At 35.5% G+C, this 15,833-nt stretch carries 20 protein-coding genes; all 20 read left to right on the plus strand.

Annotated elements, in window-relative coordinates:
- The first annotated feature begins 21 nt into the window (after nucleotides 1-21).
- The 20 genes from BLS98_RS09450 to BLS98_RS09545 all read left to right on the plus strand — a co-directional run bounded on the left by BLS98_RS09450 (nucleotide 22) and on the right by BLS98_RS09545 (nucleotide 15,598).
- Entirely contained in the window at nucleotides 22-906 is an 885-nt protein-coding gene (locus BLS98_RS09450) for a helix-turn-helix domain-containing protein (RefSeq protein WP_089735881.1), read from the plus strand.
- Nucleotides 903-2,033: an FAD-dependent oxidoreductase gene (locus BLS98_RS09455; protein ID WP_089735884.1), complete on the plus strand. Its 1,131-nt coding sequence runs from the start codon at nucleotides 903-905 to the stop codon at nucleotides 2,031-2,033. Before BLS98_RS09450 ends, BLS98_RS09455 begins: the two co-directional genes overlap by 4 nt.
- A gap of 86 nt (nucleotides 2,034-2,119) precedes the next feature.
- The gene (locus BLS98_RS09460) at nucleotides 2,120-3,331 is read left to right on the plus strand and encodes a DUF763 domain-containing protein (RefSeq protein WP_089735886.1); all 1,212 of its coding nucleotides are present in this window, start codon (nucleotides 2,120-2,122) and stop codon (nucleotides 3,329-3,331) included.
- 306 nt (nucleotides 3,332-3,637) lie between these two features.
- Nucleotides 3,638-4,228, plus strand: a complete 591-nt coding sequence (locus tag BLS98_RS09465; protein ID WP_089735888.1) for a Crp/Fnr family transcriptional regulator — start codon at nucleotides 3,638-3,640, stop codon at nucleotides 4,226-4,228.
- Nucleotides 4,229-4,305: 77 nt separating this feature from the next.
- Nucleotides 4,306-4,716 (plus strand): VOC family protein, encoded by a 411-nt coding sequence (locus BLS98_RS09470; RefSeq protein WP_089735890.1) that lies wholly within the window; start codon nucleotides 4,306-4,308, stop codon nucleotides 4,714-4,716.
- Nucleotides 4,717-4,746: 30 nt separating this feature from the next.
- Nucleotides 4,747-5,208 carry a hypothetical protein gene (locus BLS98_RS09475; RefSeq protein WP_089735892.1) on the plus strand — a complete coding sequence of 154 codons (462 nt, stop codon included), beginning with the start codon at nucleotides 4,747-4,749 and terminating at the stop codon, nucleotides 5,206-5,208.
- 100 nt (nucleotides 5,209-5,308) lie between these two features.
- Nucleotides 5,309-5,833, plus strand: a complete 525-nt coding sequence (locus tag BLS98_RS09480; protein WP_089735895.1) for a hypothetical protein — start codon at nucleotides 5,309-5,311, stop codon at nucleotides 5,831-5,833.
- A 2-nt stretch (nucleotides 5,834-5,835) separates the two neighbouring features.
- Nucleotides 5,836-6,612, plus strand: a complete 777-nt coding sequence (locus BLS98_RS09485) for an alpha/beta fold hydrolase (protein WP_089735897.1) — start codon at nucleotides 5,836-5,838, stop codon at nucleotides 6,610-6,612.
- A 113-nt stretch (nucleotides 6,613-6,725) separates the two neighbouring features.
- Nucleotides 6,726-7,157 carry a VOC family protein gene (locus BLS98_RS09490; RefSeq protein WP_089735899.1) on the plus strand — a complete coding sequence of 144 codons (432 nt, stop codon included), beginning with the start codon at nucleotides 6,726-6,728 and terminating at the stop codon, nucleotides 7,155-7,157.
- A 74-nt stretch (nucleotides 7,158-7,231) separates the two neighbouring features.
- Nucleotides 7,232-7,645: an SRPBCC family protein gene (locus BLS98_RS09495; RefSeq protein ID WP_089735901.1), complete on the plus strand. Its 414-nt coding sequence runs from the start codon at nucleotides 7,232-7,234 to the stop codon at nucleotides 7,643-7,645.
- Between the two features lie 35 nt (nucleotides 7,646-7,680).
- A complete protein-coding gene (locus tag BLS98_RS09500; protein WP_228425190.1) occupies nucleotides 7,681-7,920 on the plus strand; it encodes a DNA-directed RNA polymerase subunit alpha C-terminal domain-containing protein in 240 nt (79 codons plus the stop codon).
- 466 nt (nucleotides 7,921-8,386) lie between these two features.
- A complete protein-coding gene (locus BLS98_RS09505; protein WP_089735903.1) occupies nucleotides 8,387-9,253 on the plus strand; it encodes a VOC family protein in 867 nt (288 codons plus the stop codon).
- A gap of 34 nt (nucleotides 9,254-9,287) precedes the next feature.
- Nucleotides 9,288-9,716: an SRPBCC family protein gene (locus tag BLS98_RS09510; RefSeq protein WP_089735905.1), complete on the plus strand. Its 429-nt coding sequence runs from the start codon at nucleotides 9,288-9,290 to the stop codon at nucleotides 9,714-9,716.
- 43 nt (nucleotides 9,717-9,759) lie between these two features.
- Nucleotides 9,760-10,218, plus strand: a complete 459-nt coding sequence (locus tag BLS98_RS09515) for an SRPBCC family protein (protein WP_089735907.1) — start codon at nucleotides 9,760-9,762, stop codon at nucleotides 10,216-10,218.
- Nucleotides 10,219-10,326: 108 nt separating this feature from the next.
- Nucleotides 10,327-10,785 (plus strand): DoxX family protein, encoded by a 459-nt coding sequence (locus BLS98_RS09520; RefSeq protein ID WP_089735909.1) that lies wholly within the window; start codon nucleotides 10,327-10,329, stop codon nucleotides 10,783-10,785.
- A 173-nt stretch (nucleotides 10,786-10,958) separates the two neighbouring features.
- Nucleotides 10,959-12,965 (plus strand): S9 family peptidase, encoded by a 2,007-nt coding sequence (locus BLS98_RS09525; protein ID WP_089735911.1) that lies wholly within the window; start codon nucleotides 10,959-10,961, stop codon nucleotides 12,963-12,965.
- Between the two features lie 569 nt (nucleotides 12,966-13,534).
- Nucleotides 13,535-14,089, plus strand: a complete 555-nt coding sequence (locus BLS98_RS09530) for an RNA polymerase sigma factor (protein ID WP_228407645.1) — start codon at nucleotides 13,535-13,537, stop codon at nucleotides 14,087-14,089.
- 11 nt (nucleotides 14,090-14,100) lie between these two features.
- Nucleotides 14,101-14,433, plus strand: coding sequence for a hypothetical protein (locus tag BLS98_RS09535; protein WP_089735913.1), 333 nt, complete (start codon nucleotides 14,101-14,103; stop codon nucleotides 14,431-14,433).
- Nucleotides 14,434-14,524: 91 nt separating this feature from the next.
- Nucleotides 14,525-14,782 carry a hypothetical protein gene (locus tag BLS98_RS09540; RefSeq protein WP_089735915.1) on the plus strand — a complete coding sequence of 86 codons (258 nt, stop codon included), beginning with the start codon at nucleotides 14,525-14,527 and terminating at the stop codon, nucleotides 14,780-14,782.
- Between the two features lie 168 nt (nucleotides 14,783-14,950).
- Nucleotides 14,951-15,598, plus strand: a complete 648-nt coding sequence (locus BLS98_RS09545) for a hypothetical protein (protein ID WP_089735917.1) — start codon at nucleotides 14,951-14,953, stop codon at nucleotides 15,596-15,598.
- The last annotated feature ends 235 nt before the right edge of the window (nucleotides 15,599-15,833 follow it).

Consider the following 15,833-nt stretch of genomic DNA (forward strand, 5'->3'; position numbering starts at 1 on the left):
TTTATATAATTTTTTCATATTATGTTTTCAACAATACACCAGGAATTTGAACCTCCTGAGGAACTTAGAGACAGCATAAAGTGCTTTTGGTATAACAGAAAGGACTTCGGAGAATTATCATCAAGTTTTGAAGTACTGCCTGATGGTTATGCTGAAATTATTTTCCATTTTGGAAGTGGGTGTAGTATATCCCATCAGGGAAATCTGGAAAAATTGCCATCTCCATTTATGATGGGATTACTCAATCAGCCTGCTGTTTTTCATACCCAAGGCCAGTTGGAGATTATTGGAATCAGATGTTTTCCCTGGGTTGTTTTTGATCTATTAGGGTTATCATCAAATAAAAGTGAAAATGGGGTGTATCTGTTTGAGCATCCCGTTGCAAAACTTCAGACTGGCTTGAAAGAGCTGATTCTTGAAGGTAAAATAGACAATGCAATAATTAAGGTACAACAATATTTTCTGAATATGCGATCACAGGTAGCCGTTGAAAGTATGTTATGTAAGGCTGGACTGGCGATGAAAAAAACAAATGGAGCTATCCCTGTACATCAGGTCGCAGAGGCTGCTCATACAACAGTGCGTACATTAGAAAGAAAATTCAAACAATCTTCTGGGTATACTGTTAAAGATGTAGCAGGTCTTATGCGTTTTGAACAGGTAAGGAATCATCTCTGGTTATATCCAGATTCCAATATTGCGGGATTGGCACAGGAATTTGGTTATGCTGATCAGTCCCATTTAAGCAGAGAGTTTAAACGGTATACGGGAGCTACACCTGCTGGATTTGCTAAAGAAGCAAGAAAAAGAAAGCAAACGTTGAACAATGATTTTGTCGCATTTATACAAGCATGGTCAATTGGTATTCATCAAATTTGTAGAGGAATTAATCACTACAGATTATGATAGTAAAAGATAAAAAAATAGCCATTATCGGAGCCGGGCCAGCTGGGTTAACAATGGCAGTTTTACTTCAGCAGAAAGGTGCGGATGTAACGGTTTATGAAAGAGATAAAAATGAAGATACAAGAGTTTGGGGAGGTACATTGGATCTTCATCAAGACTCAGGGCAAAAAGTAATGGCACGGGCAGGATTGCTTGAAAAATATTACGCTGCTGCGCGTCCTATGGGAATCAATATTGTTGATGATCAAGGCAATGTATTATTTACCAAAAAAATCACTCCTGAAAATCAATATGACAATCCTGAAATCAACAGAAACCATTTAAGAAAAATGCTGCTGGATAGACTGGCAGCTCACACCGTAATCTGGGACAGAAATTTTACCAGTATGGAGGAATGTAATGGTCAATGGGTATTACATTTTGAACATAAACCCAACAGTATTGCAGACCTGGTTATTGGGGCCAATGGCGGAATGTCTAAAGTAAGAAAATATGTAACGGAAACTGAGGTAGAAGAAACTGGAGCTTTTATTATCCAAGGAGATATTCCTCAGCCTGAAATACACTGCCCGGAATTTTATCAATGGTGTGATGGGAAAAGACTTATGGCAGCCTATCAGGGGAATTTATTAGTGGTGAATCCCTATAACAATGGAGTGCTCACCTATGGTGTGATATTCAGAAAACCTGATGCATGGATTTTGGGTAGTATTTCTGATTTTCAGAATACAGATTGGGTAATTCAGTTCCTTTCCATGAGATTTTCTAAATGGAATGACCGCTATCAACAACTGTTTCATTCAACTTCCTTTTTTGTCGGATTACCAACGAGGATAATCCCATTAGATAATCCTTGGAAACAAGACCGTATTTTACCGGTAACACTTATCGGAGATGCAGCACATGTAATGCCGCCTTTTGCAGGGCAGGGAGTCAATACAGGATTGATGGATGCATTAATTTTATCAGATAATCTGACAGATGGAAACTATGATACAATAGAAGAAGCGATCGCTGATTATGAGCAAAAAATGTTGATTTATGCAAAAGAAGCACAAATGCAGTCAGGTAAAAATGAAATAGAAATGTGTGATCCTGCCTTTTCATTTACAAAACTCATTAAGTAACAGGCTGTTTTGATGTTTTCATTACTGTGAGCCCAATCATTAAAATTTAAGATTAATAATGCTACCTTTACGTTTTAAAAATATAAATGAAGCGTTCAGGAACAGCAGATCTACCTCTTCACTATGGAAAAGTACCACCATGGCTGTACGAACGTATGTCTATTCTTGGGCTTTCTATTGTTGAAGCAATTCTGACGGATTATGGTAAAGATGAGGTACTCCGAAGGCTGGCTGATCCGTTTTGGTTTCAAAGTTTTGGAGCCGTTATGGGTATGGACTGGCATTCTTCGGGAATAACCACTTCAGTAATGGGTGCTTTGAAACGTTCTATTAATCCCAATTCTCAATCACTGGGATTGTATATTTGTGGTGGAAAAGGAAAGTTTTCCAGAGAAACGCCGTCAGAACTTATTCAAATTGCTGAAAAAACTGGTCTCAACGGAAATGAGCTGGTAAGAGCCAGTAAGCTATCTGCCAAAGTGGATAATACAGCCATTCAGGATGGATATCAATTGTACCTGCATAATTTTATTCTGTCAGACAATGGAAATTGGAGTGTTATTCAGCAAGGAATGCACGATTCCGATGGTACAGCAAGACGTTATCACTGGCATTCTGAAAATATAACTTCATTTGTAGAAGAGCCTCATACCGGAATTAATGGGATTTCAAGAGGTCGTATTCTGAATCTTACCGATACCGAGGCAGCAGAAAACCGAAAAGGAATTCTGGATATTTCCCACACGGATTCTATAGACGTTATGAAAGATTTTTCAAGATTAATCCTTCCTGCCCATCATGACGTTCAGGCTTCCGATGTTGATCTTAAGCGTTTGGGTGCCCTTTTGTATATGACTCGTGAACAGCAGCCTCAGAATTTTGAGGATTTATTGATGCTGGAGGGAGTTGGACCTAGAACGATGCAGTCTTTAGCATTGGTGAGTGAGGTTATTCACGGAGCCCCGTCAAGATTTACCGATCCTGCAAGGTTTTCTTTTGCTCATGGAGGAAAAGACGGACATCCATTCCCAGTCCCAATTAATGTATACGATGAAAGCATCAGTATTCTCAGAAAAGGAATAGAAAAATCAAAATTGGGAAACTCAGACAAACTGAATACTTTACATAAACTTCATCAGATCGTAGCCAAAGCTGAAAAAGATTTCACTCCGGATTTTGATATTCAGGAAGTCATTGAAGAAGAACGTCAGAATTCATGGCGCTTTGGAGGAAAAACAGTTATGGGTGATGCTCAAAAGCCGGCTCCTCCAAAACCTATCCAGCTATCTTTATTTTAATAGAAAAATATAAACCCTCCCGTATTAAAATACAGACAATACTAACTTCCCAAATCTTAATTTTACTTAAATAAATACAAATATCTGTATAACCATTCCCCTCCACTGGAGGGGTGTCAAATCAAAGATTTGACGGGGTGGTTGACTCCCATAATCAAACTTCTGTTTAATTATTTACTTTTGTTAAGTTCTCATAAATTCAGTGAAATATATAGTATTGATTCATAATTAAATCATTTTGTTTAATAATAATTACCTTTAATCCAATTAAAAATTTTATTTTTAAAGTCTTAAAAAAATGACCAAATGACTCACAAATCCCTCGAAATATGTTACGATTTTCCGTTTTTTCTTCAGGAAGAACTTGATGAAATATTTCAGGCCCATGAAAAAAAGACCTTTCAGAAAGGAGATTTTATTCTTGAAGAAGGTAAAATGGCCAACGAATACTATATTCTGGATAGCGGACTGGCTCGTTCATTTGTCAATGATTTTAACGGAAATGAAGTGACAACCCATTTTTTCGTAGAGAATGAGGTGATTATTGAAGTCTTATCCATGTTTCAAAGGATTCCGACACAGGAAAATATTGTGTGTATCACGGATTGTGAATGCTGGAAGCTGGATTACGATACTTTTCAGGAGTTATTTCATAAAATTCCTAATCTTAGAGAATGGGGAAGAGCGTGGATGTCTAAAGAGCTTTTCGATTATAAGCAAAGGTCCGTAGAAATGTTCACTTTATCCGCTACCAGAAGATATCTGAACTTGCTGGAGCAGAAATCTAAAGTCATACAATTTGCTCCATTAAAACAGATTGCTTCTTATCTTGGAGTAACAGACACTTCGCTGAGCAGAATCCGTAAAGAATTAGTCTCTCATCCCAAGAAAATTTAAATCTTGCCCTATGGCAAGTAGATTTTCATCACACCTTGGTAATTTTGGTTAAAAGTTTAACGCCAAATTTATACAAAATGAAAATCAATCAGATTTATATCAATTTACCAGTAAAAGACGTACAGAAAACCAGAGAATTCTGGACAACGCTTGGTTTTTCTATTAACGAGCAGTTTTCGGACGATAAAGCAGTGTGTGTAGTGATGAAAGAAGATCATATCTACACCATGTTTCTGAAAGAAGAGTTTTTCCAAACCTTTACCAACAGACCTTTTGCCAAGGGAGATACAACACAGGTACTTCTTGCCATTGGGGTAGAAAGTAGAGAACAGGTAGATGAGATGGTAAAAACAGCCATTGAAAATGGAGGTTCTAAATACAGCGAGCCTATGGACCACGGTTGGATGTATCAAAGTGCTTTTGCTGATTTAAACGGACATCAGTGGGAAGTAATGTATGCAGATGCTTCCCAGATCCCTACAGAATAATTCATCACTTATCAATATCACCTCAAAAATATGGAAACAAAATCAAACGAGATAGAATTGGTGAAAAACCAGGTCTCCAGTACCATTAAGATTGTGACACTGAATACCGAAGGTATTACCCACGAAGAATCAATGATCTTTCCTAATAACGAAGCCAATTGCATGAACTGGGTTCTGGGGCATTTGATTTATATCAGAAACCCATTATTGAATATTCTGGGTGAAGAATCCGTTTGGGACAGTGAAAAATTCTCATGCTACAATAGAGGAGAAATTGCCTGGGATAGAAAAGATGAATTGATCAATTTTGAAGACCTTAAAGCATATCTCCAACAATCTCAGGGTAAGTTGGAAGCAAAGCTGGATACTCTTGAACATTTTAAAACAGAAAATATTAATGATATTTCAACCCTTTGTCTTCACGAAATTTATCATGCAGGACAATTGGGCTATCTCCGCAGAATCCTGGGAAAACCAGGAGCCATAAAATAGGCTATTAAATATAAAGATCTGCCTAATCCGCAAAATCAGCGAGAGAAAAAATATTTACGTCTTTGCGCTTTCCAACCTCTAACACTTTAAAAATAAAATAATGAATACACCAAAATCAAAAAAAATGGAGCTCATTATTCCGGCTTATAGAATGCACACCCAAAGTTTTGTAAACGTTTTGGATGGCATTTCGGAAGAAGACGCCTTGAAAAGAATTGAAAACAAAACCAATCATATTGTTTGGATGACAGGAAACTTTGTGAATATGCGTTATGGTCTTGGCTGGGTATTAGGCCTTCAAGAGCAGGATCCTAATAATGACCTGTTCTTTCAGGGGAAAGCATTGGATGAAAGTTATGCATATCCAACATTAGCTGACTTGAAGAAAAACTTTCATGATATTTCTTCAAAAGTATACCAGAAGTTGTTTGAAGTTACAGACGAAGAATTGGATGAGATCTTCGAAATAGGGATGAATATTCCTTTCATTAAAGAAACCAAACTCAATTTTGTCGGAATGTGCATTGGCCGTGAAGACTATCTCAGTGGGCAAATCGGTTTGATGCGAAGAATTTTAGACTATCCGGGAATGAAATATGATGTGGATGAAAACCTTACCTATTAATCATGAACCCAATAGAAAAAGGCTATAAACGAGTTAACGGAATTCAGTTGTATTATGAGATCTATGGTTCCGGAAAACCTCTGGTTTTAATTCATGGAGGAGGTTCTTCTATTCTGTATGACTATAAAGAGGTTATTGAAAGATTGGAAAACAAGTTTCAGCTCATTGGAATAGATCTTCAGAATCACGGACTAAGTGAGCACCGGGATATTCCTGAAACATTTGAACAGGATGCTGATGATGTAGCAGGTCTTTTAGCAGAACTTAATATTCATAAAGCTTCATTCTGGGGATTCAGTAATGGTGGAAATACAGTAATGCAGATAGCACACCGTCATCCTAGGATTGTAGAAAAGCTGGTGGTGGCTTCGGCATTTTATAAAAGAGAAGGCATGATGGATGGCTTTTTCGAAATGATGGACGAAGCTACTTTTGAATCTATGCCTGAACCTCTCAAAATTAATTTTCTAAACATCAATCCTGACTTTTCTAAGCTGGAAAATCTCTTTGATAAGGATAGTAAAAGAATGCAAACCTTTGTGGATTGGGATGATGAAGTACTGAGTTCCATCCAATCACTAACCCTGTTCATCAGTGGAGATAAGGATGTGATGAAACCTGAACATACCATAGCTATGTGGCGACTGGTAGAACACTCTCAGTTAATGATCCTTCCTGCTACCCATGGAGCGTATATGATGGCTGATTTTGATGGCAGCCTCAATGAAAATTTAATCAACTTTACGACTAAAGAAGTAGAAACATTTTTAAACAAATAAAGTAGCAGATTACATTCAATTTTTTCACATCAGGACTCTGGTGTCATTTGTGAAATCATTCGTGTCATTTGTGTTTCAATAAAACAATACGTAACATTTTAAAATTAAAAATCATGGCAAAATTAAATCCGTACCTAAATTTTGATGGAACAGCTGAAAAAGCTTTCAATTTTTACAAATCAGTTTTTGGAGGTGAATTCGTAGGCGAAGTTCATAAAATGGGAAATGCTCCCGGTACTGAAAATCTTTCTGAGGAAGAGAAAAATAGAGTAATGCATATTGCGCTACCCATTGGAGGAGACCTTTTAATGGCTTCAGATATTGTTCCTAGTTTTGGACAAAAATTAAATGTAGGAAACAATAATTATGTTTCTATTTTCCCGGATTCAAGAGAAGAAGCGGATAGACTTTTCAAAGGTCTTTCTGAAGGTGGGAATGTAGAAATGCCAATTGAAGACCAGTTTTGGGGTGATTATTTTGGAAGCTTTCAAGATAAATATGGTGTTCATTGGATGGTAAACTATAATGAAGAATACGGGAAATAATCTTATATTTAACTAATTATAAAAAAGAGATGCTCGTTTTCGGGCAGCTCTTTTATTCAATAAAAAATTAAACTATGGACCCAATTAAAATAGACATTACCATTTTAGCACCGGTAGAAAAAGTATGGAATTACTTCAACGAACCCAAACACATTACCAGATGGAATTTTGCCCATGAAAGCTGGCATTGTCCCAGTTCTGAAAACGATCTGAAGGTAGGTGGGAAATTTAAAAACAAAATGGAAGCAAAAGATAAAAGCTTCGCATTTGATTTTGAAGGCGTGTATGATGAAGTAATCCCTCATGAACTTATAAAATATCATATGGAAGATGGCCGTAAAGTAGAAGTAATCTTTGATAAGATTGATGAGAATACTACAAAAGTGATTGAAGTTTTCGATCCGGAGAAACAAAATTCTGTGGAAATGCAGAGAGAGGGCTGGTATGCTATTCTCAATAATTTCCATAAGTATGTTGAGAATCATTAAAAACATTTTTTGTCGCCATGATCAATTTAGTTATCATGTCAAAGAGTTTGAATTCCATTTATGCTTTTAGCTATGATCCTGAGGAGGATTTTCTTCTTGGAGTGATTGCAGTGCCTGCAAGAAAAGCCCTGAAGAAAGAAAAAATAGATTCTTTGGAAAAACTGTCGGATTACTCTGAAAAGGAGATCTTACAATTACATGGTTTCGGAAAAAATACAGTGATGAAGCTGAAAGATTATATGAAGGAGCATCAGATGTGTTTTAAAGAAGCATAAAAGTAAAAAGACTTGATTTTTTATCGTGTCGTTGCAAATAGATGAATATAATTCTTTTTGAAGGCAATGACATTATATTTCTTTTGTTTTATGTTGGTCTTCACTAAAGAAGATTTTCTTGCCATATAGCTTAAGTATTGTCTTCAATCCGCGAGACAAAAATCAAATGTGGTTATTGTCATTCTGAATGCAGCAAAGCGCAATGAAGAATCTCAAGATAGAAAAATCTCTCGCAAATCTCACAGATCTCGCAGATTTTTACCCTCAATAATCTGCCTAATCAGCTCAATCCGCGAGACAAAAAACAAAACATGGTCTTTGTCATTCTGAATACAAACTAAAGGTTTGCGAACGCAGTTCAGAAGCGTAATAAAGAATATCAACATAAAAAATCTTACAGAATCTACAGTTTCTACAGATTTTATGAATAAATTGCCTATAAAATCAACCTTAAAAATTTAAACTTATGAATAACGATATTTTCCCATGTCTTTGGTACGACGAAGACGCCAAGCCATCTGCAGAATTCTACTGTAAGGTGTTTGGTGGTGAAATTACTGCAGATACACCAGTTGTAATGAACATCGATTTATTTGGACAAAGATTAATGCTTCTTAATGGAGGACCTCAGTTCAAAAAGAATGCTTCTATTTCGTTTATGGTCATCTGTGAAACGGAAGATGAGGTTCAAAAATATTGGGATCAGCTTTTGGAAGGAGGAATGGCTCTCATGGAGCTGGGCTCTTATTCATGGAGTAAAAAATATGGTTGGGTTCAGGATAAATATGGAGTGACGTGGCAATTGTTTTTAGGCGAAAAGCCACAAGAGCAGAAAATAGTTCCAACTTTGATGTTTATTCATGAAAATAATGGAAAAGCCAAAGAAGCGATGGAGCTTTACACTCAAACTTTCCCTCATTCAAGCATTGGAAACATACTGAAATATGGTGATGGAAGTGAAGGACATCCTATCCCGGAGCCAGCGGAAAATGTTCAGCATGCCAATTTTATAATTGATGGGTACTCATTATTCTGTATGGATAATTCTTACGATCATCAGTTTGATTTTAATGAAGGAATATCGATGGTAATAATGACAGATGACCAGCAACAAACTGATAGGTATTGGAATACACTTACTTCAAACGGTGGCAGAGAAAGTATGTGTGGCTGGTTAAAAGATAAATACGGCTTAAGCTGGCAGATTGTACCTAAAAGATTGATTCAGCTGATGAATGATCCTAATCAGGAGAAAGCTTATCAAGTGGTACAAGCCATGATGAAAATGCAGAAAATTATTATTCAGGACTTAGAAGACGCATATAATTCTTAAGGTTATTTTACCTTTGAAATAAAATATAGATAGCATGGAACAATTATCATACGAAATAGAAATTAATGCAGAACCTGAAAAAGTATGGAGTGTCCTTTGGAGTGATATTACTTACAGACAATGGACTACCGCTTTTACAGAAGGTTCTTTTTATGAAGGAGCATTAGAAGAGAATAGCATCGTAAAGTTTTTAGACCCTAAAAACAATGGGATGTACAGCAGGGTTATAAAAGTGATTCCCAATCAGGAAATAACATTTCTGCATTTAGGAGAAATTTATGATGGAATTGAAGTCGCTCAGGAATGGGGTGATGCAACAGAAGCTTACTTCCTGGAAGAAAATGATGAAGGAACATTATTAAAAGTAGTTATTAATACTCCGGCAGAGTTTAAATCTTTTTTTGAAGAAAAATTTCCTAAAGCAATGAATATTGTTAAACATCTTTCGGAAAACCAGCTGTAAAGAAGTCTTTATTTGAAAACAACCAATCACAAAAAATTAAAATATGGAAACCCTATCGTACGAAACAATAATAGATGCTCCTTTACAGAAGGTATGGGACATTCTCTGGGGACCTGAGACTTATGGTCAATGGACACAATACTTTGGTGCAGGATCTTCTGTCATGAAGTCCGACTGGCAGGTAGGTGGGAAAACCTATTTCCTGAATGAAAAAGGTGATGGAATGGTTTCTACCATAGACAGTCTTGATGAACCTAAACAAATTGTTTTTAAACATTTGGGAATGACAGAGAATGGAGTAGAAGACACACAAAGCAAAGAAGTCATGGAATGGAGTGGCTGCTTTGAAAAATATTTTCTTATTGATCTTGATGGAAAGACAAAACTTCACACAGAAGTTCAGGTAGAAAAAGAATGGCGGGATCATATGAATACAGGATTTACAAAAGGATTGATGGTCGTGAAGAGTCTTGCAGAAGGCGTTAGTTTCAGTGCCGTGTAAAAGAGTTTGAATTTCAAGATTTAATGTTTAAAGTTGCCGGTTCGCAACGTAAGTCCTCTTATCTCAATTCTCTTAATCTCTTAACCTCTTGTCTCAATTCAAAAAAATATGAAACTATTAGTCATTCTCTTCGGTACATTTATTTTAGCTTTGCTGGGAACTATGGTATTTCAGGGAAAAGCGGATCTTATATTTTCAGGAAACCTTGGTATGGCCATTTTTATAATATTTACAGGATTTTCTCATTTTAAATTTCAGAAAGGAATGGCCATGATGATTCCCGATTTTGTTCCTGCTAAAATGTTTTGGGTGTATTGCACCGGATTTTTAGAAATTGCTGCTGGAATAGGCCTTATGATTCCAGCGATTCGTGAAATAATAGCCATTTTACTGATTATATTTTATGTTTTGGTTTTTATAGCCAATATCAATTCATCCCAAAAGAAAATAAATATTTTTAAAGCGGATTACACAGGCCCTGGAATGCAATATCTTTACTCTCAAAGAATTCCCATGCAGATTATTTTAATAGCATGGACCTGGTATTTCGGAATCTATTTACATTAAAACATACAAGCAGCTCTTAGGGCTGCTTTTTTATTTAAAAAATTATTCAAAATAAATGTTAATTACTGTAACGTTTTAGGTTTTGAATTGTCTTATCTATAAAGAAACTGATTTTTTATTGATTGAAATATTGAATTGGGGACTCTGTTTTTTTAACTTTAAAAACGTAAGTTATGAATCTAAATTCCAAAATTTTCGGTACAGCTTATATTGTACTTTCTGCTATTATGATCAACGCACAAAATTCTGCAGGTAAACTTCCGGGAGATCCAACACTTCCGTCTACCAAAGCCAATCTTGAGAAACTGGTATCCTATGATAAGGGAAGTTTCAAATATAAAGTAGAAGATTATTTTGCAAGACCCAAAGCTTCTGCATTTAAAATCTCTCCTGATGGAAAATACCTTTCTTATAAGGAAAAAGATAAAGACAGCAAAAACCATGTATATGTTAAAGAGCTCAATACAGGGAAAATTACCAAAGCCATTGTTGAAAAAGATGATCTGATAAAAGCTTATGGCTGGTTGAATAAAAGTCGTTTGTTCTATACTCAGGATAAAGGAGGAAATGAGAATATCCACTTATATGCTGCGGATGTAGACGGAACAAATCTTAAGGATTTAACACCATTTGACGGAATTACATTAAGCGATATTATTCCGATAAAAGATACTGATTTCGTTGTGGTTACAATGAACAAAAACAATAAACAGATTTTCGAACCCTATAAAATCAATTTTGTAACGGGAGAAATGACTCAGTTATTTGAAAATAAAGATGTCAATAGTCCTATTGATGGATATATTTTTGATAAAGATGGTAATTTAAGAGGCTATAATATTCTTGAAAACGGATTGACCACTAAAACCTATTACAAAGATTTGCAAACGGGGAAATTCAATCTTCTGAAATCTGCAGACTGGTCAGACACTTTCAGTATTATTAGGTTTAATGATAACGCTAAGAATAAAGATGAAGCGTATGTAGTGACCAATCTGGATAGTGATAAAACCAGAATTGTTTTGTATGATCTGAAGAAAAATGCTGTTATCAAAGAAGTATATGCTAATCCTGTGTTTGATGTAAGCTCCATAAGTGTAGCAGGGAAGAACAGAAATTATGAACTGGACTATATCAGCTATGAAGGTTTAAAAGGAGAAACAGTTCCGGTAAGTAAATTTTATAAAGAAATTGATGATCAATTAAAAGCCCAGTTTGGGGATAAAGAATTTGGTATTGTTTCATCAGATGATAATAATGATAAACTGTTGGTAGTGGTGGGAAGCGACAAATCATATGGAACCTACTATGAATATGATACCAAAACAAAACAGACAAAGCTTCTTTATAATCTGATGCCACAGCTGAAAGAAGAAGATATGGCTGAAATGAGACCTATTGAATTTAAAAGCAGAGATGGATTAACGATTCGTGGATATATTACACTCCCTAAAGCAGCATTGGAAGGGAAAAAAGTTCCTTTGATTGTAAATCCTCACGGTGGTCCACAGGGAATCAGAGATCATTGGGGATTCAATCCGGAAACTCAATTGTTTGCCAGCAGAGGATATGCAACGCTTCAGGTGAATTTCAGGATTTCAGGCGGTTATGGAAAAGAATTCCAAAAAGCCGGATATAAGCAGATTGGAAGAAAAGCCATGGATGATGTAGAAGATGGAGTAAAATATGCGATCAGCCAAGGTTGGATAGACAAAGATAAAATAGCCATTTATGGAGGAAGTCATGGTGGTTATGCTACTTTGATGGGCTTAATTAAAACTCCAGATCTATATGCTTGTGGAGTAGATTACGTAGGAGTATCCAATATTTTCACTTTCTTTTCTTCCTTCCCGGAATACTGGAAGCCTTACAAAGAAATGGTAAAACAAATCTGGTATGATCTGGATAATCCCGAAGAAGCTAAAATTGCTAAAGAAGTATCTCCGGTGTTTCAGATTGATAAAATCAAGAAACCATTATTTGTGGTACAGGGAGCTAATGACCCTAGAGTAAATATCAATGAATCTGACCAGATTGTAAAAGCAATGCGTGCAAAAGGGTTTGAAGTTCCATACATGGTAAAATATGATGAAGGACACGGGTTTGGAAAAGAACCTAACAGAATCGAATTGTATAAATCAATGTTAGGATTCTTTGCTGAGAATTTTAATAAAAAATAAACAGGCAATTTTTATAATTTTGGAAACGGAGGATATGATATCTTCCGTTTCTTTTTTGTCATTGCGAGCGAAGCGATCTCTATAAAAATTAAATGTTGAGGTTGGAAAATGCAAAGGTGCAAAGAGGATTGACAGCCTGTGTGTTTTAAGGCGCAAAGATTTTATCTGTGATAAAATTTGTTTTTCCATAGGTAAATGAATTACTAATGGTTTTTGTCATTCAGAGCGCAACGGAGTGAAGCGTGGAATCTAAATTTCTCTTGCAGATAACGCAGATATTTAACTTCATAAGTTATTGTTTCTTCCACAGATGAATGGAAGTCATAACCTAGTTTTGTCATTCAGAGCACAGACAGGAAGTCTGCTAATAAGGTTCAGAAATGAAGCGTGAAATCTCATCATCCATAATCTTAATCAATATCATTCATCATTTATCACTCATCATCCATAATTTAAAACTCCGATAAATAAAAGAAAAACTGAAATTCCGGAAAAATATTTTAAATTTATTAAAGTAAAACTAAAAGGATAGCCGTCATAGAAGTATGGAGGTTGTCGAAAAAATAACAATGCCACAGAAGGATAAAGAAAGCATCATCTCACAGACCGTTTCCAATTACGGAGGAAAGCTGATGTCTTATATTCGTCCCAAAGTGAAAAACACGGAGGATGCAGAAGATATTCTGCAGGAAGTGTGGTATCAGTTCAGCAGTCTTACCAATCTTTCCGAAATTGTGAATGTTGGTGGGTGGCTGTACAGGGTAACGGCGAATAAAATTACAGACCGTTATCGTAAAAAGAAAACAGAAAATCTTGAAGATTTCGTCTATGAAGACGAAGACGGAAGCTTTTCCATCAAAGATATTTTATTGATGGACGAAAGTGCAGGCCCTGAAGTGAAGATGTTTCAGGATGAAATCTGGAAAAAACTGTTTGAAGCACTTGATGAACTTCCCGAAAAACAAAGGCTGGTCTACGTAGAAAACGAACTCAACGACAAAACCCTCCAGGAGATCGCCGATGAACAGGGAGAAAACATCAAGACCATCATCAGTAGAAAAAACTATGCTGTGAAGCATTTGAGAAACAGATTGAGAAGATTATACGAAGATTTAAAAAGTTAGAAAAAGAAATTATGAATTATAAACACAAAAAAGGCTGGATTTTTTTATTGTTATGTCCACCATTAATCCTCCTAGCCGTTACCTGGATTGTAATGTCGCTTTGGAATTGTCTGCTTCCGGAAATTTTAGGAGTAAAATCCATTACATTCTGGCAGGCGATGGGAATCCTGATCTTAAGTAAAATTCTTTTCGGAGGTTTTCATTTTGGAAAAGGAATGAGAGATTTCAAAGAACGAAAAATGAGGGAGAAAATGGAAGGGTTATCGCCTGAAGAGAAAGAAAAATTTAAAGAAGCCTGGAGAAATAGATGTTCCGGCGGATTCTTCAACAGAAATAACGAATAATTTAAAAATTTTAAAGAAGTAGTAAAGTAAAATTAAAATTCATTCGTCTCTATAAAAAACAAGAAGTAGTAAAATTTAAAATTTTGAAAAAATGAAAAATTCAGCATTAAAAGGAGCTCTTGGAGCATTAGCCGTAGTAGGTGTAGCCTTAATCGCTAAAAAAGCAGCACAAAGAAAAAGATTTATCAGAGGTATTTTTGATGAATACGGAATCAAAGAAAAATCCCCTTTCGGATTAGCCGATAAGATAAGAGAAATGAATGATGAGGAATATCAGGAACTGAAAGGTAAATTCAAAAAAGAATTCAGTTCAAGATGCTGCAAAAAGGATAATACCTGTGAAGCATAAAAAGTAAAATACTAAATTGAAATTGTTTAATTCGGGCTCGGGAAGCTTTGCTTCCCGAGCCCGAATTTTTTATTTTACATCTTCCAGCAGAAGAGTGATACTCTGGATGTATAGAAAATCTGATTATTAAATACTAAATTTGTTTTTCTGTTTAAAATGAACATTATAATGGCTTCAAAAAATATTTTTATTACCATATTTACTGTTTTGTCTCTCATTATGTACGGACAGAAATCTGAATTAAAGCAGAAACAATACATTTTCTTCCTGCATAATAAATTCATGGAAGACCATACGCTTGATGAAGCACATCCTAAATATGGTATTGTGGAGTATGAAAAAGTTCTTCATCAGTTGAAGGATAGCAGCAGTATTATTCTTTTTGAAAAGAGGAAGCCCAATACTGATCCGGCTGCATATGCTTTAAAAATAAAGAAACAGATTGCCCGTCTGATAAAAAAAGGGATTAAAGCTGAAAATATTGCAGTTGTTGGAACATCTCAAGGTGGCTATATTGCACAATATATTTCCTATTATCTAAAGAATCCGGAGTTGAAATTTGTTTTTATTGGGGCTAGTTTTAAAGATGATTCTTTGGAAAAAGATCCGGATTTCAAGCTGTATGGGAAAATACTTTCCATTACAGAAAAATCAGATGATGGTCATGTTCCTCTATCTCAGGAACAACGATTCATCAGATCGAATATAAAAAATTTTAAAGAGATTGAACTTAATACAGGATTGAATCATGGATTTTTATTCAAAGCTCTTGATGCATGGATAATTCCTACAAAAGAATGGATTTATGGTAAATAAATGAAGAAGTCTATGATCCAACCCCAAACTCATAGTATGAATCCATCTATTTAATTTTTGCCACGAATGCACGAATCCTTTTATTCGTGCATTCGTGGCAATTTAAAGATATATTTTAGCAATGTTCAATTGTTAGCAGATAAAATCCTAGCGCCTTACAAACATTCAGTTTGCTAATACTCTTTGCGTCCTTGCGTTATTCCAACAATTATATCAGGATTTTAAAATAGATGAT

This window comes from Chryseobacterium jejuense, assembly GCF_900100075.1.
In the GTDB taxonomy this organism is placed as follows: domain Bacteria; phylum Bacteroidota; class Bacteroidia; order Flavobacteriales; family Weeksellaceae; genus Chryseobacterium; species Chryseobacterium jejuense.